General features: G+C 52.5%; 18 protein-coding genes. 12 read left to right on the top strand and 6 right to left on the bottom strand.

All coding sequences use genetic code 11. The features are described from left to right. Positions 1-268: 268 nt before the first annotated feature. The 6 genes from porK to J7I43_RS10615 all read left to right on the top strand — a co-directional run bounded on the left by porK (position 269) and on the right by J7I43_RS10615 (position 6,472). Positions 269-1,564: a T9SS ring complex lipoprotein PorK/GldK gene (gene porK / locus J7I43_RS10640; protein WP_317197069.1), complete on the top strand. Its 1,296-nt coding sequence runs from the start codon at positions 269-271 to the stop codon at positions 1,562-1,564. A 114-nt stretch (positions 1,565-1,678) separates the two neighbouring features. Beyond that, on the top strand, positions 1,679-2,413 hold the full coding sequence (gene porL, locus J7I43_RS10635; protein WP_209145654.1) for a type IX secretion system motor protein PorL/GldL: 735 nt from the start codon (positions 1,679-1,681) through the stop codon (positions 2,411-2,413). A gap of 51 nt (positions 2,414-2,464) precedes the next feature. Then, a complete protein-coding gene (gene porM / locus J7I43_RS10630) occupies positions 2,465-4,006 on the top strand; it encodes a type IX secretion system motor protein PorM/GldM (RefSeq protein ID WP_209145653.1) in 1,542 nt (513 codons plus the stop codon). 24 nt (positions 4,007-4,030) lie between these two features. Further along, positions 4,031-5,092 (top strand): type IX secretion system ring subunit PorN/GldN, encoded by a 1,062-nt coding sequence (porN, locus tag J7I43_RS10625; protein ID WP_209145652.1) that lies wholly within the window; start codon positions 4,031-4,033, stop codon positions 5,090-5,092. A 26-nt stretch (positions 5,093-5,118) separates the two neighbouring features. After that, positions 5,119-5,742: a Crp/Fnr family transcriptional regulator gene (locus tag J7I43_RS10620; RefSeq protein WP_209145651.1), complete on the top strand. Its 624-nt coding sequence runs from the start codon at positions 5,119-5,121 to the stop codon at positions 5,740-5,742. A gap of 103 nt (positions 5,743-5,845) precedes the next feature. Continuing rightward, positions 5,846-6,472, top strand: a complete 627-nt coding sequence (locus J7I43_RS10615) for a DinB family protein (protein ID WP_209145650.1) — start codon at positions 5,846-5,848, stop codon at positions 6,470-6,472. Positions 6,473-6,722: 250 nt separating this feature from the next. On the opposite strand, the gene uvrC is transcribed toward J7I43_RS10615, so the two are convergent. The 4 genes from uvrC to gpmI form a co-directional block, all read right to left on the bottom strand. Then, positions 6,723-8,534, bottom strand: coding sequence for an excinuclease ABC subunit UvrC (uvrC, locus tag J7I43_RS10610; protein ID WP_209145649.1), 1,812 nt, complete (start codon positions 8,532-8,534; stop codon positions 6,723-6,725). Then, the gene (locus J7I43_RS10605) at positions 8,531-9,112 is read right to left on the bottom strand and encodes a hypothetical protein (protein WP_209145648.1); all 582 of its coding nucleotides are present in this window, start codon (positions 9,110-9,112) and stop codon (positions 8,531-8,533) included. The genes uvrC and J7I43_RS10605 overlap by 4 nt, the downstream gene beginning before the upstream one ends. A gap of 118 nt (positions 9,113-9,230) precedes the next feature. Next, on the bottom strand, positions 9,231-10,517 hold the full coding sequence (locus J7I43_RS10600; protein WP_209145647.1) for an LVIVD repeat-containing protein: 1,287 nt from the start codon (positions 10,515-10,517) through the stop codon (positions 9,231-9,233). Positions 10,518-10,643: 126 nt separating this feature from the next. Further along, positions 10,644-12,167 carry a 2,3-bisphosphoglycerate-independent phosphoglycerate mutase gene (gene gpmI / locus J7I43_RS10595; protein WP_209145646.1) on the bottom strand — a complete coding sequence of 508 codons (1,524 nt, stop codon included), beginning with the start codon at positions 12,165-12,167 and terminating at the stop codon, positions 10,644-10,646. A 238-nt stretch (positions 12,168-12,405) separates the two neighbouring features. Between gpmI and J7I43_RS10590 the strand changes: the two genes are divergently transcribed. The 4 genes from J7I43_RS10590 (at position 12,406) to J7I43_RS10575 (ending at position 14,992) form a co-directional block, all read left to right on the top strand. Further along, positions 12,406-12,801 (top strand): DUF4783 domain-containing protein, encoded by a 396-nt coding sequence (locus tag J7I43_RS10590; RefSeq protein ID WP_209145645.1) that lies wholly within the window; start codon positions 12,406-12,408, stop codon positions 12,799-12,801. A 95-nt stretch (positions 12,802-12,896) separates the two neighbouring features. Then, entirely contained in the window at positions 12,897-13,757 is an 861-nt protein-coding gene (nadC, locus tag J7I43_RS10585; protein ID WP_209145644.1) for a carboxylating nicotinate-nucleotide diphosphorylase, read from the top strand. 7 nt (positions 13,758-13,764) lie between these two features. Beyond that, the gene (locus J7I43_RS10580; protein WP_209145643.1) at positions 13,765-14,649 is read left to right on the top strand and encodes a diacylglycerol/lipid kinase family protein; all 885 of its coding nucleotides are present in this window, start codon (positions 13,765-13,767) and stop codon (positions 14,647-14,649) included. A gap of 10 nt (positions 14,650-14,659) precedes the next feature. Further along, complete coding sequence (locus J7I43_RS10575) at positions 14,660-14,992, top strand: translation initiation factor (protein ID WP_209145642.1); 333 nt, start codon at positions 14,660-14,662, stop codon at positions 14,990-14,992. 64 nt (positions 14,993-15,056) lie between these two features. Here J7I43_RS10575 and J7I43_RS10570 read toward each other — a convergent pair whose 3' ends face one another. Beyond that, positions 15,057-16,040, bottom strand: a complete 984-nt coding sequence (locus J7I43_RS10570; RefSeq protein ID WP_209145641.1) for an aldo/keto reductase — start codon at positions 16,038-16,040, stop codon at positions 15,057-15,059. Positions 16,041-16,383: 343 nt separating this feature from the next. Continuing rightward, entirely contained in the window at positions 16,384-17,124 is a 741-nt protein-coding gene (locus J7I43_RS10565) for a biotin--[acetyl-CoA-carboxylase] ligase (RefSeq protein WP_209145640.1), read from the bottom strand. A 152-nt stretch (positions 17,125-17,276) separates the two neighbouring features. Between J7I43_RS10565 and rsfS the strand changes: the two genes are divergently transcribed. Both rsfS and ftsH read left to right on the top strand, forming a co-directional pair. Next, complete coding sequence (gene rsfS / locus J7I43_RS10560) at positions 17,277-17,681, top strand: ribosome silencing factor (protein WP_209145639.1); 405 nt, start codon at positions 17,277-17,279, stop codon at positions 17,679-17,681. A gap of 71 nt (positions 17,682-17,752) precedes the next feature. Then, the gene (gene ftsH / locus J7I43_RS10555) at positions 17,753-19,795 is read left to right on the top strand and encodes an ATP-dependent zinc metalloprotease FtsH (RefSeq protein ID WP_209145638.1); all 2,043 of its coding nucleotides are present in this window, start codon (positions 17,753-17,755) and stop codon (positions 19,793-19,795) included.

Below are 19,795 nucleotides of genomic sequence, written 5' to 3'. Positions count from 1 at the left end.
GCAAAGGTCTCCAAAGGGGCGGAAAGGCCATGGTGAATTTGTGTGAGAGACGGCATGTTACATAATAAAATGTTAAAAGGCACGTTTAAATAGGTTACGTAGCCCTGATTTGTGGAATTGAAAAAGTTGGGTGAAAACTAACTACGGATTAAAAATAATTATTACATTTGCTATCTTTCTGATAAACAACCAGGTGAAAAAGGGACTTAAAAAATGAGAAAATCGTGTTCAAACATCTGGCCGGCTCAGGAAAAATCATCGTATTCTAATGAAAGTCACCCTTATGAAGCTTAATTATTGTAGTGGGCTGTTGGTCATACTGCTGCCGGTTCTCCTGGCCAGCTGCGGTGGTGGTAAAACCCCCAAAAACGCACAAGGTCAGCTGATAGGTGTAAGTCCCCGGCCGAAGTACACTCCCCCCGTACCTTACGGAATGGTATACGTGCCATCCGGAACTTTTCACATGGGCCCCAGCGATGAAGATGTGAACTATGCCTATACGGCCAGGAACAAAGCCATCTCCATTTCCGGGTTTTACATGGACGCTACGGAGATCACCAACAATGAATACCGACAGTTCGTAAACTGGGTGACGGATTCCATTGCGCACATCCTCCTCGGGCATGTGAAGAACGATAATGGCCAGGACTATGTGGACTGGAAGCAGAAGATCAACTGGAAAGACAAATCGACCTACGAAAAGGTCGATGCCATGATCTATGCGCCGGACGACCGCCTGTATGGCCGCAAAGACATCGACGTTCGCAAGCTGCTGTATCACCAGGAGACTTTCAACTGGGAAAAGGCGAAGCTGCGTGAGAACAAAGACAAGCCGCGTAATACTTTCATCGAGAAAAAAGACGTTGCCATCTATCCCGATACCCTTTGCTGGATCAGGGATTTCTCTTACGCCTACAACGAGCCGATGACGCGTATGTACTTCTGGCACCCCGCCTTCGACAACTACCCGGTGGTGGGCGTAACCTGGCACCAGGCCAGTACTTTCTGCGAATGGCGCAGTAAGTTCTGGGAAGACTACCGTACCTCCAAAAAACAATTCACGGAAGATAAATTCCAGCTCCCTTCGGAAGCGCAGTGGGAATATGCAGCCCGCGGCGGCCGCGAACAGGCGCCTTATCCCTGGGGCGGTTATTATATCCGCAACAAAAAAGGATGCCTGCTGGCGAACTTCAAACCCGGCCGTGGCAACTACCCGGAAGACGGCGGTTTCTACACCGTGCGCGCCGATGCTTACTGGCCTAACGACTACGGCCTGTACAACATGGCGGGCAACGTGGCCGAATGGACGCAGGACATTTTTTATCAGAATGCCTACTCTTTCACTTCAGACATGAACCCTTATCTGAGAATGGACGTTCCGGATAACGCGGCGCCGAAGATGAAACGTAAAACCGTAAGAGGCGGCAGCTGGAAAGATATCGGGCATTTCCTTCAGAATGGCACACGTTCTTACGAATACCAGGACAGCGCCAAATCTTACATCGGCTTCCGCTGTACGATCGCTTTCCTGAGCAGGTCTAAAAACGATTTCAACCGTAAATAAAACAGGATCAATAGCTGAATCCATCCTTGATAAACCGTAAAATCGAAAGACATGACAAACCTGAAACGAGCTTTTTTCCTTTTAATCACCCATAAACAATTTTAACCTATGGCTATGAATCCTAACACAGCGAAATGGCTAAACTTCTTTGTATGCGTTGGTGCATCGGTAGTGATCATCGGCGCGTTGTTCAAACTCCAGCACTGGCCTGGCGCAGACGTAGCGCTGATCCTCGGTCTGAGCGTGGAGGCGCTTATCTTCTTCGTGTACGCTTTTGTGCCTGACACCAGTCATGCTCCCGCACCCGCAGCCGCGGTAGCCGCAGGCAGCCCCGCACTCGCCGGCATGGACAAAATGCTCCAGGAAGCAGACATTACGCCCGCAAACCTGAGCCGCCTGAGCGAAAACTTCAGCAAGCTCGGCTCTACCGTAGACAAAATGCGCGATATCAGCGACGTGGTTGCTGCTACCGGCGATTACACACAGAAAACACGCGAAGCAGCCTCCGCTATCGGCAGCGTAACACAAGCTTACACCAACGCAGCGGCAGCCGTTTCCACTTTCAATAACGCATCCGAATCTACCCGCAACTTCCACGAGCAAGTGCAGTCCATGACCAAAAACCTGGCCTCACTCAATGCCATCTACGAACTGGAACTGCAGGATACCAACAACCATCTCAAAGCCATGAACAGCTTCTACAGCAACCTGCTGAGCGCTTCACAGGCCATGAGCGGTTCCGTTGACGACGCCAAGAAAACACAAGAGCAGATCACCCTGCTGGCGCGCAACCTCGGTAACCTGAACACCGTTTACGGCAACATGCTCACGGCAATGCAAGGCAGATAACGGTAACGCAATAGTAAACAAGATACATTCATTTAAAACTTGTAATCAACTATGGCATTACCCAAAGACCCCAGGCAGAAGATGATCAACTTCATGTACCTGGTGCTCACAGCCATGCTGGCTTTGAACGTATCCGCCGAGATTTTGAACGCATTTGATATCGTAAATAATTCCATCACTACATCCAATACTTCCATCGACGCGAAGAACAAGGTAACCTACCGCATGTTCGAAGACCAGATGAAGAACGATGCAGCGAAAGTCGGTCCCTATAAAGCAAAGGCAGACCAGGTTAGAAAACTTTCTGCCGACGCCTATACCTATATTAACGCACTCAAAGATTCTATCATTAACGCGAGCGATGGCCTCAACGAAAAAGGTGAGATCAAAGGAAAGGATAACCTCGATGCCGCAACGCGCATCATGGAAAACCAGAAGAACGGCCCCGCCCTGCAGAAACGTTTACAACAAGTAAGGGACCAGATGCTGGCGCTTATCGATGCAAAAGACCGCGCAGCCTTTTCTCAGAACCTTCCGCTGAAAGTGGACGAGCCTGATCAGAAAGGCCCCGTGAAAAAAAACTGGACGACCTACCACTTCAATATGGTACCGTCGATCGCAGCCGTTACTTTGCTGAGCAAGTTCCAGAACGATATCAAGAACTCAGAAGCGATGATCATCGACAAGCTGCTGTCTGAAGTATCTGAAAAAGACTTCAAATTCGACCAGCTGGAAGCGTTCGTATCGCTCAACTCTAAAAACTTTACCTCCGGCCAGGAACTGGAAGCGAAAGTCGTAATGGGAGCTTACAGCTCTACCGTAAATCCTACCATCGTGATCAACGGCCAGCCCATTGAAGCGAAAAACGGCATGGGCGTTTACAAGGTGCCAGTAGGCGCCATCGGCGAGCACTCCATTTCCGGTACTGTTGAGTTGATCAAACCGAACGGCGAAAAAGTAACGAGGAATTTCACCGAGAACTATAAAGTAGGCGCATCCGCCACTTCCATCTCCGCCGACAAAATGAACGTGATCTACGCGGCGCTGCAGAACCCGATCTCTATTTCGGCTGCCGGCGTGCCTGCTGAAAAGATCATTGCATCCGTTAGCGGCGGCGGCGCGCAGATCACCAAAAGAGGTCCCGGCGAATTTATCGTAACCGCTTCACAACCCGGCACCAAGGCCATTATCAGCGTATCCGCGGAGATCGACGGGCAAATGAAAAAACTTGACTCCAAGGAATTCCGCGTGAAAATGGTGCCCGACCCGACCATGAAAGTGGGCGTGAGCAAAGGCCCCACCATGAAGGTTGCCGAGTTTAAAGCGCAGCAGGGCCTTCGTGCGGACCTGGAAGATTTCGTATTCGACGGCGTGCGTTACGCAGTGGTAAGCTACCGCATGGCGATCGATTCAAGGGGCCGCGAATATGTGGAAGGAGAAGCAAATTCTGAATACTGGCCTAAATCCGCGGAGATCACCAACGCGATCCGTACGTTAAAAGCCGGCGACCTGGTGTATTTTGAGAACATCAGGGTAAAAGGCCCGGATAACAAGGTACGTTCCATGCAGAACATCTCTTTCAAGCTTAACTAACATAACTAAATTAATTACTGGGCTATGCGAGCAGTAATATTGAAACAAATCAGCTGGGGTGCATTTTTAGCGATCATGCTGGCGTCTACGACGGCAGACGCGCAGAGCCGCCGCCGCCGCAATGCGGAGCCGGCACAGGAACAACCGGCGCAGCCTCAACAGCAACCGGTTACCAATCCCGCTACCGGCCGGCCGGTAAACGTTCCCCCGGCGCCCGCGGGAACAGACCCGGCTACCATGCAGCAGCAGGCCCCCCCGCCGTCTTTACGGCAGGATGGCGTTGGTACCCCCGTGGATACCCCGCGTAAATCACTCCGCATAGATGGCGTTTCCGAGAAAAGCCCGATCCGCGACCGTGTGCCCATCGCATACGACCACATTCGCGAAGACGACAAATTCTGGGAAAAACAGATATGGCAGGTGATAGACGTGCGCGAGAAAATGAACCTCCCCTTCCAATACAACGTGGAAGACGAGAGCGGTGTAAACCAGCTGCTGATCAATATTCTGCTCAATGCGATCAGAACGAAGGAAGTAGAAGCCTTCAGCCCCATCGACGACCGTTTCAGCACCATCATGAGTTATGATGAGATCATGGCGAAGCTGACCGGCGAAGTGAGGTCTGTAAGGAGCGTAGACCCCGTTACCGGCGAAGAAAAACTGGTGGAGACCAGGGATGAATTCAACCCCGAGACCATCAAACAATACAAGATCAAGGAAGTATGGGTGTTCGACCAGGAAGCCTCCGCGCTGAAGGTCCGCATCCTGGGCATCGCGCCGATGGTATCCCGTATTAACGACGACGGGTCCGTTCGCGCCTCCATCCCCCTCTTCTGGCTGTATTACCCCGATCTTCGCCCCGTACTGGCCAAATACGACGTTTACAACCAGAATAACGACGCATCTACCATGACCTGGGAAGATCTTTTCGAAATGCGCTTCTTTACCAGCTTCGTGGTGAAAGAAAAGAACGCCTTCAACAGGGATATCAACAGCTATATTAAAGACGGTGTAATGCGCCTCCTCGAAGGCCAGGCCATTAAAGACAAGATCTTTAATAAAGAACAGGATCTCTGGGAATACTAAGCGTAACGAACAAATCCAATACAATAATGAAAGGCTGCCTCCTGACCGGGAGGCAGTTTTTTTTATATCTTGCGCACATGCAGGCGCTCCGTTCGGCCATACACGCACTCGTGCCGCTCCCCGACGATACCTGGGAAGCGATGGCCGCCTGCTGGCACCCCGTGGAGTTTAAACGGAAAACGGTGATCACCGCCGCGGGAGACACGGAACGGTACACCTATTTTGTGCTCGACGGCCTGCAAAGGGCTTTCAGCCTCGCGGAGGGCGACAAGGAAGCCACGCTCATGTTTTCCTACAAAGGTTCCTTTTCCGGCATCATCGATTCCTTCTTTTTACAGAAACCCAGCCGCTATTACCTCGAAACGCTCACCCACAGCTCGTTCCTGCGCATCTCTTTTGCGGACGTGAGCCGGCTGATGCAGGAATACCCGCTGATCGCACATTGGGTGCATCTCGGCACCGTACATGCCATGGCCGGCGTAATGGAAAGGATGATCGAGATACAGACGCTGGGCGCGGAACATAAATTCCGGCGCCTGCTGGCCCGCAGCCCGCACGTGTTGCAGATGATCCCGCACAAATACCTCGCGTCCTATCTCGGCATCGACCCGGCTACGTTCAGTAAACTGCTCGGCAGCGCAAGGATCTGAGGTGTTGCAAACATCGTGCATGCGCGCCGCAAAAATCTTGGCGCAGGCAAAGATTTAGCCCTTCGGGCGGATTTACCTTTGTGTTGTCTTAAAAAATTACATCATGCCTGTTTTTCAAGCGGCAGCCCTGCTGCAAAACCTCCGGAACGACGTCAAAGGACTGCTCAGCGCCTTCAACACACAGATCGTTACCCAATCCAACGCCGTATTACTGCAGCAGCCCGCTCCCGGCAGCTGGAGCGCCGCGCAATGCCTCGACCATCTGAACGGTTACGGCAATTTTTATCTCCCCGCTCTTGAACAAGCTATTAACAAAGCCGTGCACAATCAATGGAATGCAACGCCCGAATTTCGCAGCGGCTGGCTCGGAAATTATTTCACCAATCTTATGCAACCCAAGCCAGACGGGGCTTTGAAATCGAAAATGAATGCCCCGAAAGGCCATCGCCCCGCGCCGCAATTAGACGCGCCGGCCATCCTCGCTGAATTCATTTCGCAGCAGGAAAAAATGCTCGCCCTTCTGCAACGCGCGGAAAAAGTAAACATCACCCGCATGCGCGTGCCCACTTCTCTCTCCAGCCTCCTGAAACTCAATGCAGGAGACACTTTCCGCTTTCTCATCGCACACCAGCAACGCCACATGCTCCAGGCCCTCAGAGCCGTTCATTCCGCCAGCGGCGGCAACCAAACTGCGGTAACAATGCAGTACCTCGAAGAGCAGGTCCGTTAATCAAACAGCCGTTCCGAAAATCGCTTGAAAGTCAATCCTGTTGGGCATTCCAACATGTTTGTATTTTTGTGGTGATAACAAATTCTTAACAACTGCTATACGTCGTTCATACTACTTTAGTAAAAGAAAATTAATCTGAACGATTCACCCTGTTGAACATCAGGGTAGCAAAAATAAATCTGTGTCTTTTAATGGTTAACTTGGGGAAAAGAGCCTGGTTCTCAAACCGGGCTCTCGTCATTTTATAAGGTCAGGACGGTTCCCCGTGGAAATGCTGGAATATAAGCCGGGCTTTACTTTGACCCACCTCCTTCACCAGTTCCTCCAGCGACAGCTGTTTCACTTTATTCACCGAACGAAAAACCTGCAGCAATTGCGTCGCCGTATTTTTCCCGATCCCTTTGATGTCTTCCAGTTCGTTTTTGAAAGTGCCTTTGCTGCGTTTCTGCCGGTGGAACGTAATGCCGAAACGATGCACCTCGTCGCGGATGCGGCGGATCAGTTTCAGGCTTTCGCTGTCGTACGGCAGTTTGATGCTTTCTTTATCGCCGGGAAAAAAGATCTCTTCTTCGTTTTTCGCAAGGCCAACTACCGTCATGCTGCCGATCAGGTCCAGCTTGCGGATGCTTTCCATCGCCGCGCCCAGCTGGCCTTTGCCGCCGTCGATGATCACCAGCTGAGGCAATGGCTGTTCTTCGTTCAGCAGGCGGTTGTAGCGGCGGAAAACCACTTCCGTCATCGATGCGAAGTCGTTGATGCCTTCCACCGTTTTGATGTTAAAATGCCGGTAGTCTTTTTTCGACGCCACCCCGTCTTTAAATACCACGCAGGCGGAAACCGGGTAACTGCCCTGGAAGTTCGAGTTATCGAAACATTCAATGTGCACTGGCAGTTCCTGCAGTTCGAGATCGGCCTGCAACTGGTACAGCACTTTTTTCTTCTCCATGTCCGTTTTGCCTTCGAGGTGCAGCATCTTCTTTTTCTTCAGCTCCTCGCGGAAATACGTCACATTTTTTTCGGAAAGATCAAGCAGTTTCTTTTTGTCGCCGCCTTTCGGGACCGTAAGGGTAACGCCTTCTTCGGGGAATTCCACTTCAAAAGGCAGGATGATCTCTTTCGCCATGCTCTGGAACGCGTCGCGCAGGTAAGCAACGGCGTAGCTCATCACTTCTTCGTCCGTTTCCTCGAGTTTCTTTTCCAGCGTGACGGTTTTGGTATCCGCGATAGTGCCGTTCAGCACGCGCAGGTAATTCACGTACGCAAAATTGCCTTCTGAAAGAATAGTGAACACGTCCACATTCCCGACCCTCGAGCCCACAATGGTGGAGCGGCTCTGGTACGCCTGCAGGCTTTCGATCTTTTTGCGTTGTATCTCGGCTTTTTCAAATTCCATGTTCATCGCGTGCTCCTGCATTTTCGATTTGAAAATATTGAGCACGGGGGAAAGGTTGCCGCGCAGGATCTCTTTCACCTGCTGCAGCCCTTCGCGGTAATCTTCTTCGGTCTGCAGCCCTTCGCAGGGTCCTTTGCAGTTGCCGAGATGGTATTCCAGGCAAACCTTGAACTTTCCTTTTTTGATGTTCTGTTCGGTGAGGTTCAGCGAACAGGTGCGCAGCGGGATGTTGTAGCGGATGACCTCCAGCACTTCGCGCACGCGCCCCACGGAAGTGAAGGGGCCGAGATATTCGCTGCCGTCTTTGATCACGCGGCGGGTGAGGAACACGCGGGAAAACGGTTCATGTTTGATGATGATGAACGGGTATGTTTTGTCGTCTTTAAGGTTGATGTTGAATTTCGGCTGGAATTGTTTAATGAGGGAATTTTCCAGCAAAAACGCGTCCTGCTCCGAATCTACGATGGTGAACTCGATGTGGTGGATGGATTCCACCAGCTTGCGCGTTTTGTAATTGTCATGGTTCTTCACGAAATAGGAGCTCACCCTTTTGCGTAGGCTTTTGGCCTTGCCGATGTAAAGCAGCTCTCCCTCCGTGCCGAAATATTTGTAAATACCGGCATGTACGGGCAATGTGTGGGCTATCTGTTGAAATTCTGCGGCTGTCATGAATTGTTCGTTGTCGGGTGAAACCAGGCCAGCACTTCGAGGCTTTCCGGCTTCAGGAAAATGATCTTCTGGAAGGTGCTTACCCGGAGCTGTTTGTTACGCTCGTACAGCACTTCCTGGCGGTATTCATACACGAGGTTTTTGGTGTACGACGATACCTGCGCGGTTTTGATGCGGCCCGCGCTGTCTACGTCGAGTATCAGCTGGGCAGGCCAGGTTTGTTTCCCCTTGGTATGGTAAATAAAAGTAGTGTCTCTATGAAACTGGTCGGCAATGGTGTCCACCTGGTAAGCGTCTGCCAGCGAAGGTTTGCTCACGTCCGCGTCCATCAGCGGTTTAAAGAGGGCTTGCAGGCCCGCGCTGTCTTTCACCATCAGCGAATCGGTCTGCCCGTTCACCCGCACCACTTTGGTCACGCCGATGCGCTGTTCTTTCATCCGCGCGATCTCCTCCCAGCAATAATTGCCGAGGGCGCGGTAACTCATGTCTTTCTGAAGGGGAGCCGGCTTGTCGGTCTGCAGGCCGCAACCGGCGAGCAACAATGCGCAAAGGAAGAAATTCCGGGCTAAAGGTCTCATACCGGCAAATTTAAAGGGATCGCGGGGAAAATGGGCGCAAAAAATAATGCGCCGTGAAAACGGCGCATCTGATGCATGAGCAAATCTGTCGAGAGCACTAAAAAGTTATATAGTCAGGTTAATGTTTTACGGGTATCCGGCTTAACAGCACCGGGTTGGCCATGGATGAATAATCGTATTGATAAAGCCCTTCCACCGCCGTCACCAGCAGCCTGTTCTCACCCGGGAATGGGATCACGTCGTAGGCGTTGAAGCCGGTTTGGTGACTGACCTGTTTGATGCCCGCGGCAGACGGCGCGTTCAGGAAACGGAGGCCGAAACCGCCTTCGCAGATGAAGAGTCTGCCATTGTCCACCCCCAGGCCATGCGGGTTGCTCATCTGGTAGGAGGCGAGCATCACGGGATGGTCCGGGGTTTTTACGTCGTACACCTGCAGTTCGTTCACGGTACCCTGGCAAAAAGTGCCGGTGCGCACGGTCACGTATGCGGTGGTTCCTTCCACCACCACCGGGTCGCAGGCTTTTACATGCGATACGGCGGAGCGGCGTACCGGCTTGTCCGGGTCCGCGAGGTCGTAAATGTACATGGCGGAATTACTGCCGATGTACAGGTAGTCCTGGTAAGGAAAGATCGTCTCTATCCCACTGCCGATATGTAAAGGTTCGGGCGCTTTTACCGGGTTGGCGGGATTGGCGATGTTAAAACTTGTCAAAGCGTACAGGTCGACGGTGTACAGCCTGTTTTTAGCGATGGCGAACCTCGCCATGGAACCGCCTTTCCCGGTACCGCCGCTGGCCGAAGCCTTAAAGCTGGAGGAATTGAAGGTGAGCACCTGGTTGTCGAACACCACAAAGTCCTCGCCTTTCGGGTTGGAACAGGGACAAACATAACTGGTGTCCCGCGCTTCATATCCCACCAGCAGCGAATCGCCGCCGGTGCTCGGCACGCCCATCCACCGCCCTGCATGGTCTACCGAATAACCCATCACGCTTTCGAACCGCTTCAGGAACCTGATATTGCTTACATCGCTGATATCGTACAGCACCAGGTCGCGGAAATTGTCGGCATACAGGATGTTATCCTGCACGGCCATGTCCATGTTCCCCATCACATTCAGGAAAGCGACGGCGCGGGGCGCTCTTGGATCGCTGTTGTCGATCACATGAATGCCTTTCGCCGGCTCGTTCACCAGGATGTATTTTCCGTTTACGTAAATTTTGCCGGTACCCTCCATTTCGCGGGCGGGAAGCGTCAGCTCCGAGGCTGCTCTCACTTCGCTCAGGCCCTTGTAAACAGGGATAAAAATTTTCGTTTTAACGGTGTTTTGGCAATTCTCTTTCACACAGCCGCTCAGTGCCAGCAACATCACCGCAACAAAGGGGATGGATATTAGACAGTGGCGCATAGGGAGCATGGATTTGAAATAATAGAACGGGAGGGGAAACCCAAAAGTTACACGGGAAGAAAAATAAAGAAGCCGGCGCAGGAAAGCGCCGGCTTGTATGGGGGTAATTTACTGTCTGTGAAAGGTTTACACGAGAATGTTGCCCGTCATTTCCGGCGGTATGGGCAGGCCCATAAAATGCAGGATGGTCGGTGCAAGATCGCCCAGTTTGCCGTTTTTGATCGGCCCCTTGAAATCGTGGCTGATGATGAAGAACGGCACGGGATTGAGCGTGTGCGCGGTGTTGGGCGTTCCGTCCTCGTTGATCATGTAATCCGCGTTGCCATGGTCTGCCGTGAGGAAGATCACGTAATCGTTGAGCAGCGCGGTGGTCACCACTTTCGCCACACAGGCGTCTACCGTCTCAACGGCTTTGATGGCTGCGGGCCAAACACCGGTATGCCCCACCATGTCTGCATTCGCAAAGTTCAGCACGATAAAATCGGCGGTGCGCTGCTCCAGTTCCGGCACGATCAGGTCGGCCAGTTCGGGCGCGCTCATTTCGGGCTTCAGGTCGTAAGTAGCCACCTTGGGAGAAGGCGCCAGCAGCCTTCTTTCCCCGTTGAACGGGTTTTCGCGGCCGCCGGAGAAAAAGAACGAAACGTGCGGGTATTTTTCGGTTTCCGCAATACGGATCTGCGTTTTGCCATATTTTTCCAGCACTTCGCCCAGCGTCATCACCAGGTTGTCGTTGTCGAAAATAACGTGCACGCCGCGGAACGATTTGTCGTATTCCGTCATGGTGGTATAATTCAGCGCCAGCGGCTGCATGCCGAAAGCGGGGAACGCTTCCTGCGTGAGCACTTCGGTGATCTCGCGGCAACGGTCGGTCCTGAAGTTGAAACACAGCACCGCGTCGCCGTCCCGGATAGTGGCAATCGGCTGTTGCGCTTCGTCGGTCACGATGATCGGTTTGATGAATTCATCGGTAATGCCTTCCGCGTAAGATGCTTTAACGGCGGTAAGCAGGTCGCGGGTGGGAGCGCCCTGCCCGAGCACGAGCGCGTCGTAGGCGAGTTTTACCCTTTCCCAGCGTTTATCCCTGTCCATCGCGTAATAACGGCCCGTAGCCGAAGCGATGCGGCCTGTCGTTTGCGCCAGGTGCGCTTCCAGGTCTTCGAGATAACCGAGACCACTTTTCGGGTCCGTGTCGCGCCCGTCGGTAAAGGCGTGGATGAACACTTTTTTCAGCCCGCGCGCATGCGCGATGGTGGTAAGGGCTTTGAGGTGACTGATGTGGGAGTGCACCCCGCCGTCGCTCACCAGGCCTATGAGATGAAGGGCTTTGTCGTTGTTGAGGGCATAGTCCATGGAAGACTGCAGCACGGCGTTGGCCGCCAGTTCCCCGCTGCGTATGGCTACATTGATGCGCTGGAGCTCCTGGTACACGATCCTTCCCGCGCCGATATTGAGATGGCCCACTTCGGAGTTACCCATCTGCCCTTCGGGCAGGCCCACGTCTTCGCCGCAGGTAATGAGCGAACTATGGGGATATTGCTCGTATAAGCTGTCTACGAAAGGAGTGTTTGCGTGCTGGACGGCGTCTGCGGCCGGTACTTTACCCTCGCCCCAGCCATCCATGATGACCAGGATCGCTCTTTTAGTTTCCATACATTAAAATCCGTTGTTGAATGAATCGGGTCGTGAAATTAATAATAACATCCCTTTCCGCATTTAAAATTTTGGGAACGGCTTACATGTGAGTACGATTTTATATAGTATTCATTTATAATGCGGAACAACGCGTTACATAGCACAATAATGGGATATTGCTTGAACATCAACAGTTTGGCATAGTTTTGGTTCCCTCTATGGTTGATAAAAGTATACATCGAATCAAAAAACGGATATGAAAAAGTTAATTTTTGTGCTGGGAGTAGTGTTCGCTGCTGGTATGTTTACAGCCTTTACTGCGATGGCCGGTCCATTCGAAGATGTGATCGCCGCCATCAAAAAAGGGGATGTAAGCAGCTTGAGTAAATCCCTGGATAAGACGGTCGAGATCAACATCGCTGGCAAAAGCAGCAGCTATAGCAAAGCACAGGCGGAGATCATTTTAAAAGACTTTTTTGCCAAAAACCAGGTGAAATCCTTTGAGCTCATCCACCAGGGCGAGGCCGGAGGCGGGTCCAGGTACGGGATAGGCAACCTCGTTACCTCGGGCGGCAATTACAGGGTGTCGTTTTTCCTTCAGAAAAAAGGCAACGAGTTGTTACTGAACGAGATAAGATTTGAAAGTAAATAAAGGAACGATAGCTTAAGAAAAGGAATTGAAGGCTGCTCCGTTTTTCGCGGGGCAGCCTTTTTGTTTGTAACTTGCCTTCAATTTTTTGACCGGTTATGTTACAGAAAGAAGCATTGGAACAATTTATCAGCAGTGCGCTGGCTGAAGACATCGGCAGCGGCGACCATTCCACCCTGGCCTCCATCCCTGCGGGCGTGCGCGGCTCCGCACAGCTGAAGATCAAGGAAAACGGCGTGCTCGCCGGCATGGAAGCGGCCGCGGCCATCTTTCAGCACCTCGACCCGCAAACCACCTTCAGGCCCCTCAAAAAAGACGGCGACAGCATGACCGCCGGCGAGCTCGCCTTTGAAGTGGACGCCTCCGTGCGCACCCTGCTGATGGCCGAACGGCTCGTGCTCAACTGCATGCAGCGCATGAGCGGCATCGCCACGCTTACCCGCCGGTATACGGACAAACTTAAAGGTTATCACACCAAAGTGCTGGATACCCGCAAAACCACTCCTAATTTCCGCATGCTCGAAAAAGAAGCCGTGCTGATCGGCGGCGGCGTCAATCACCGCATCGGGCTGTACGATATGGTGATGCTCAAAGACAATCACATCGATTTCAGCGGCGGCATTACGCCTGCGGTGAACAACGTGGTGGCCTACCTTGCGAAAAACGGGCTTGACCTGAAAATAGAAGTGGAAGCCCGCAATCTCGCCGATGTACGGGAAATACTGTCCGTTGGCCAGGTGCACCGCATCATGCTGGATAATTTTACGCCGGAGCAGATCCCGCCGGCGCTGGAGCTGATACAGGGCAAATACGAAACCGAAGCCTCCGGCGGCATCACGCTGGAAAACGTGGAGGCCTACGCCAAAACAGGCGTCGATTTTGTGTCCGTCGGCGCCATCATTCACCACGCCGTCAGCCTCGACCTGAGCCTGAAAGCGGTTATCCACCCCGACAAATAACGATCCCTTGAGGAAGATACTCATCATCATCAACCGCAAAGCCGGTACAGACCGCGAAAAACAAATGGGTGCGGCTATCCGGCAGCAGTTGCCGGCAGACGGCTTCAGCGTGGAAGTGACCTACCTGCAATACCTCGGGCATGGCGCGGACCTTGCGCGTGAAGCGGTGAAACGCGGAGTAGACACGGTGGTAGCCGTTGGCGGCGATGGTTCCATCAACGAAATTGCGCAGGGCCTCCTGGGCAGCCGCACCGCGCTGGCGATCGTTCCGCTTGGCAGCGGCAATGGCCTGGCCCGCGCGCTCAAGATCCCGCTGGACGTAACAAAAGCTTTGCAGATCGTGGCGGCCGGCCGCAGAATGCCTATGGACGCTGGTTTTGCCAACGAACACCTGTTCCTCAGCAACGCCGGCGTAGGTTTCGACGCGCTGATCGCAGACCGGTTCAGGCATTCCAAAAAAAGGGGGCTGATCAATTACGCGCGGCTGGTGATCGGCGGTTTTTCCGGCTACGATCCCGCGCATTATTCGATCAATACAGATGGCGAGGAAACCCATGAAAAGGCTTTCCTGATGACGGTGGCCAACGGCAACCAGTTCGGCTACGAATTTAAACTGGCGCCCCAGGCCAGCGTGTTCGACGGCCTGCTGGACGTATGCCTGATGCCGCCGGTGCGTTTCTGGCACCTGCTGCCGGTGAGCCTGCATTCGCTGCGCGGCACCATTCACCAAAGCCGTTTCATGAAACATTTTACAGGAAAAGAGATCACCGTAAGCAGCCCCGACCTCAATTGTTTGCAGGTAGACGGCGATGCCGTGCCGCTGAACGGCAAAACGGTGTATTTTCGTGTCGTTCCCGGGGCGTTGCAGATCGTCGTTCCGCAGGACAATTAAAACTTGGTTTATGAGCAAAAAAAGAAATTCTTCCAACGGCATCGTTTACTCCACCGATCCCGGGTACCAGTACCAGCACGAAGAACAGCCGGAACAGGACACGCTTTCCCCCGCGCAGCAGCGCCTGAAAGTGAAGCTGGACACCAAGCAGCGCGCCGGTAAAACCGTAACTGTGGTAGATGGTTTTGTGGGAAAAGAAGAAGACCTTGAAAAACTGGGGAAGGACCTGAAAACAAAATGCGGTACCGGCGGCAGTGTGAAGGACGGGCAGATACTGATACAGGGAGACTATAAGGAGAAAGTGCTGAAGTGGCTGCAGGACTGGGGTTACAAAACATCATGATATGCATACAGGAATAAAAAAAAGGAAGGCGCAGTGCCTTCCTTTTTTGTTTATGCGGAACCGATCAGCGGTTCACCAGTTTCATCGAACCTTCGTTATACCTTTCTCCACTAATCTGGTAACCCGCCATCAGTGAATCGATGGCCTGCAGTTCTTCTTTGCTGAGTTTTACATCCACCGCCCCCGCATTGTCCCGCAGGTATTTCCTGCGTTTGGTGCCGGGAATGGGAACGATATCGTCGCCCTGGGCGAGAAGCCACGCCAGCGCGAGCTGCGGCAGCGTGCAGCCTTTCCCGTTAGCCGTTGTTTCCAGCGCGGTTACGATGCGGAGATTTTGTTCAAACGCTTCCTGCTGGAACCTGGGGAGGTTGCGGCGGAAATCCGTCGGGTCGAGATCGCTCACGTCTCTCAGCGTATTGGTAAGCGCGCCGCGGCCGAGCGGGCTGTAAGGCACGATGCCGATTCCAAGCTCGCGGGCGGTGGGAAGGATTTCTTTTTCTATGTCGCGCACAAAGAGGGAATATTCGCTTTGCAGCGCCGTAATAAGATGCACGGCGCTGGCTTTGCGCAGCGATGCCGCGGAAGCTTCGGAAAGACCGAGGTAACGCACTTTGCCGGCTTTCACGAGGTCTGCCATAGCGCCGACGGTTTCTTCGATGGGCACTTTATCGTCTACGCGGTGCGCGTAATAAAGATCGATCACATCCACGCCAAGCCTTTTCAGGCTTGCATCGCAGGCTTTTTTAAGATATTCGGGCGAGCCGTCGAAATAGGTGGAGCCGTCTTCTCTGAAACGGAAACCGAATTTGGTGGCGAGGAATACGTCTTTGCGGCGGGCGGCCAGCACTTTGGAAAGCTGCTCTTCGTTATAACCCTGCCCGTACATATCCGCCGTGTCCCAGAAGTTGATACCCAGCTCCAGCGCCAGTTCCAGCGTTGCCTGCGATTCCTGGTCGTCCCGCTGCCCGTATGCGAAGGCCATGCCCATGCAGCCCAATCCGAGGGCGGATACTTTCTCCCCTGATTTGCCTAAAGTTCTGTATTGCATTGTGAATAGGATTTATGGTTACAAATGTACGCACGGCCTTTTTCACGGCAATTGCAGGATTCAAACGGGAAATTGCAAAATTCAGAGGATTTTTGGAATGCGGCGCCAGCGCAGTTTTGCGAAGATTTGCAACAACTGTTGCAGTTTTATATTTGGCAGGACAAAAAAGAATCTACATCTTGTAAACCTCCATTTATTGACCAAAATCAGGGGTTCATCCCGTGACTGGCGTTTTTGGAGAAGCCGATCGAATATTGTCTTTACAAATTCCACTTCTCCAAAAGCCAGTTGTTAAACTGGCTTTTTTTATTCCCTCAAGGCCAATACCGGCAAGGTTTCCAGCTTAATTTGCAAAAATGAATTCTACTTCCCCGAAGCCAAGCTCCAGCATTTCTTTTCCTTTTTCGAGGCAAAGGCGGCCATCGGGCAGCACGTCGTGGATAACGCCCTGAAAGATGTCGCCGTGGATCTTGTACAGCGCGGGCTCGTGAAGACGGTAAAGGTTTGTTTTGTATTCGGCCAGCTGCTGATCGAAGATCGCGGGATGCAAACGGCTGTAACGTTCGTCGAGGCAGCGGCAAAGGTCGTACGCCAGTTCAAGGCTGTCCCAGCTTTTACCGGTGATCTGCCGCAGTGATACGGGGTTGATAAGATGATCAGGGAACTTCGGGGTATTGATGTTGATCCCCATTCCCGCGATGGCATATTGCCATACATTTCCGCGTAAAACGTTCTCTATCAGGATTCCGCCTGCCTTTCTGTCACGCCAGTAGATGTCGTTGCTCCACTTGATCCGGGTTTCTTCCCCGGCGTATTTGCTGAAGAAATCGAAAGCGCCGAGAGATATGGCTACGCTGAGCATAAACTGCTGATTCAATGTGAGGGCGGGCTGCAGCACGGTGGTGAGCATAATGTTCTCCCCGGGGGCAGACAGCCACTGTTTGCCGCGCTGCCCTTTTCCGGCGGTTTGCTCTAGCGCGAACCAGGTGCTTCCGTCTGCCACTGGCCCGGCATTGACCTGCCCCATGGCATAGTTATTGGTGCTGTCTATGGTGGCCAGCACATGAAATGGGTTTCCTATCACAAAGCCTGTTTTACGGTAAAAAGCAAAGTAAAACATTTTAACAATTTTTTACCGTGCCATTCGTCTACCTAAGTACGCGGCTGGTGTTATATTTTGACGCTGGTTTAGTAATTTTGGAGATTAAAGTTTATTTTTAACAAAAACAGCATTTATTGGCACCCTTAACCATTCTGAATAGCAGGAAAAAGGCGGTAACACGCATTAACAGGAACAGCAAGATATTTACCACTATCATAAAGGCCATACAGGAGAAAAAAGGGGAGAATGTCGTTTCCCTTGATCTGCGCAAGATCCCTGAAGCGGTAGCTGACTTCTTTATCATTTGTGAGGCCAATTCCAATAACCAAGTTAAGGCGATTGCGGACTTTGTGGAGGAGGAAGTGAAGAAGAATACGGATGAAATGCCGTACAAACACGAAGGTTTCACAGCCCAGCAGTGGATTCTGGTGGACTATGTGAACATCGTGGTGCATATTTTTATACCCGAAACCCGCAAATTCTACAATCTGGAAGAGATGTGGAGCGATGCAGAACGCATGGAACATCTTGAAAACTGAACAAAACCCCCGGTTTTGTATTAATTATTTGTATAAAAAGACAACACTCATTCGTAAAGGAGCGAACGATCATGGAAAAAGGAGGCAACAACTATAATAACAAGGGGTCAGAAAAATCGCCGAAGAAAGGGCCAAAGTTCAACATATACTGGGTGTATGCCTTCATTGGTATTGCCTTGCTGGCAATGAACTTCGTGGAGCCGTTCTCCAGCCATCCCAAGGAGCTTACCGGCTTTAAGGAGTTCCAGCAGGAATATCTCCGTACGGGCGACGTGGAAAAGCTCGTAGTGGTGAATAAAAGGCTGGTGGAGGTTTTTATTAAAAAAGACAGGCTGAAGGACCCCCGGTACGAAGCCGTGTCCAAGAACCGTCTCGGCAACGATAACCCCGGCCCGCACTACCAGTTTACCATTGGCAGCGTGGAAAGTTTCCAGAAAGAGCTGGACAAGGCACAGGAAGGCATGCCGCTGGCAGACCAGATGAACGTGTCGTACACCGACCGCCAGAACTGGTTCGAGCCGCTGATGCAGATATTACTGCCCATCCTGCTGCTGATAGGCATGTGGGTATTGCTGATGCGTAAAATGGGCGGCCCTTCCGGCGGAAGCGGCGGGCCCGGCGGCATCTTCAATATCGGCAAGTCAAAAGCCACCCTCTTCGATAAAGGTACCCGCGTAACCATCACCTTCAACGATGTGGCCGGTCTCGACGAAGCAAAGGTGGAAGTGATGGAAATCGTGGATTTCCTCAAAAACCCGAAAAAATACACCGCCCTCGGTGGTAAAATACCCAAAGGCGCATTGCTGGTAGGCCCTCCGGGCACCGGTAAAACGCTGCTGGCGAAAGCCATGGCCGGCGAAGCACAGGTACCGTTCTTCTCCATGTCCGGTTCCGATTTCGTGGAACTGTTCGTGGGCGTGGGCGCCAGCCGTGTGCGCGACCTGTTCAAACAGGCCCGCGAAAAAGCGCCCTGTATCATCTTCATCGACGAGATCGACGCCATTGGCCGCGCACGCGGTAAAAACGTGATGATGAGCAACGACGAGCGCGAAAACACGCTCAACCAGCTGCTCGTGGAAATGGACGGTTTCGGTACAGACAGCGGGATCATCATTCTCGCCGCCACTAACCGGCCAGACGTGCTGGACAGCGCGCTGCTGCGCCCCGGCCGTTTCGACCGCCAGATCTCCATCGACAAACCGGACCTGAACGGCCGCGAGCACATCTTCAACGTGCATCTCAAACCGATCAAAACTTCCCCCAACCTCGATATCAAAAAACTCGCCTCCATGACCCCCGGTTTTGCAGGCGCAGACATTGCCAACGTTTGTAACGAAGCCGCCCTTATCGCGGCGCGTAAAGGCAAAACCGAAGTGGAAATGGAAGACTTTAACGATGCGATCGACCGTGTGATCGGCGGCCTGGAGAAAAAGAACAAGATCATTTCACCGGAAGAGAAAGAAGTGATCGCATACCACGAAGCCGGCCACGCCATCTGCGGCTGGTACCTCGAACATGCGAACCCGCTCGTGAAAGTGACCATCGTGCCCCGCGGCGTTGCGGCGCTCGGTTATGCGCAGTATCTCCCGAAAGAACAATACCTGTACAACACCGAACAGCTGATGGACGACATCTGCATGACCCTCGGCGGCCGTGTGATAGAAGACCTCGTGTTCGGAAAGATCTCCACCGGCGCGCAGAACGACCTGCAGGTGATCACCCGAATGGCCTACGCCATGGTGACCGTGTACGGCATGAACGACAAAGTGGGCAACGTTTCTTTCTACGATCCCAACAGCGAACAGGCATTCACCAAACCTTATTCCGAAGAAACCGCTAAAATGATCGACACGGAAGTAAGGCTGCTGATCGAAAAAGCTTACGCCCGCACCAAGGCGCTGCTTTCGGAAAGGCTGGACAATGTGAAGCTGCTGGCGCAGGAGCTGCTGAAAAAAGAAGTGTTGTATAAAGACGACCTGGAGCGCCTTATCGGCAAACGCCCGTACGAAACGCACAGGGAACACCTGGTGCCCAATAAAGAAGGCATGACCACCGATGGCGTGCATCCTACGGACATCATCAACCCTTCACCCGCTAATGCCATTTCAGAATAG

It is taken from the genome of Chitinophaga chungangae, from assembly GCF_017742215.1.
In the GTDB taxonomy this organism is placed as follows: Bacteria; Bacteroidota; Bacteroidia; order Chitinophagales; family Chitinophagaceae; genus Chitinophaga; species Chitinophaga chungangae.
Note: the sequence above shows the minus strand (reverse complement) of the source record. Positions and strands in the feature narration are given on the sequence as shown.

Coding starts and splice junctions, on each gene's coding strand:
- uvrC (WP_209145649.1), bottom strand. CDS start 8,534: ATGACAGCCGCAGAATTTCAACAGATAGCCCACACATTGCCCGTACAT.
- porL (WP_209145654.1), top strand. CDS start 1,679: ATGAATCCTAACACAGCGAAATGGCTAAACTTCTTTGTATGCGTTGGT.
- J7I43_RS10620 (WP_209145651.1), top strand. CDS start 5,119: ATGAAAGGCTGCCTCCTGACCGGGAGGCAGTTTTTTTTATATCTTGCG.
- J7I43_RS10605 (WP_209145648.1), bottom strand. CDS start 9,112: ATGAGACCTTTAGCCCGGAATTTCTTCCTTTGCGCATTGTTGCTCGCC.
- J7I43_RS10600 (WP_209145647.1), bottom strand. CDS start 10,517: ATGCGCCACTGTCTAATATCCATCCCCTTTGTTGCGGTGATGTTGCTG.
- porK (WP_317197069.1), top strand. CDS start 269: ATGAAAGTCACCCTTATGAAGCTTAATTATTGTAGTGGGCTGTTGGTC.
- nadC (WP_209145644.1), top strand. CDS start 12,897: ATGTTACAGAAAGAAGCATTGGAACAATTTATCAGCAGTGCGCTGGCT.
- J7I43_RS10590 (WP_209145645.1), top strand. CDS start 12,406: ATGAAAAAGTTAATTTTTGTGCTGGGAGTAGTGTTCGCTGCTGGTATG.
- J7I43_RS10570 (WP_209145641.1), bottom strand. CDS start 16,040: ATGCAATACAGAACTTTAGGCAAATCAGGGGAGAAAGTATCCGCCCTC.
- porN (WP_209145652.1), top strand. CDS start 4,031: ATGCGAGCAGTAATATTGAAACAAATCAGCTGGGGTGCATTTTTAGCG.
- porM (WP_209145653.1), top strand. CDS start 2,465: ATGGCATTACCCAAAGACCCCAGGCAGAAGATGATCAACTTCATGTAC.
- J7I43_RS10575 (WP_209145642.1), top strand. CDS start 14,660: ATGAGCAAAAAAAGAAATTCTTCCAACGGCATCGTTTACTCCACCGAT.
- gpmI (WP_209145646.1), bottom strand. CDS start 12,167: ATGGAAACTAAAAGAGCGATCCTGGTCATCATGGATGGCTGGGGCGAG.
- J7I43_RS10615 (WP_209145650.1), top strand. CDS start 5,846: ATGCCTGTTTTTCAAGCGGCAGCCCTGCTGCAAAACCTCCGGAACGAC.
- ftsH (WP_209145638.1), top strand. CDS start 17,753: ATGGAAAAAGGAGGCAACAACTATAATAACAAGGGGTCAGAAAAATCG.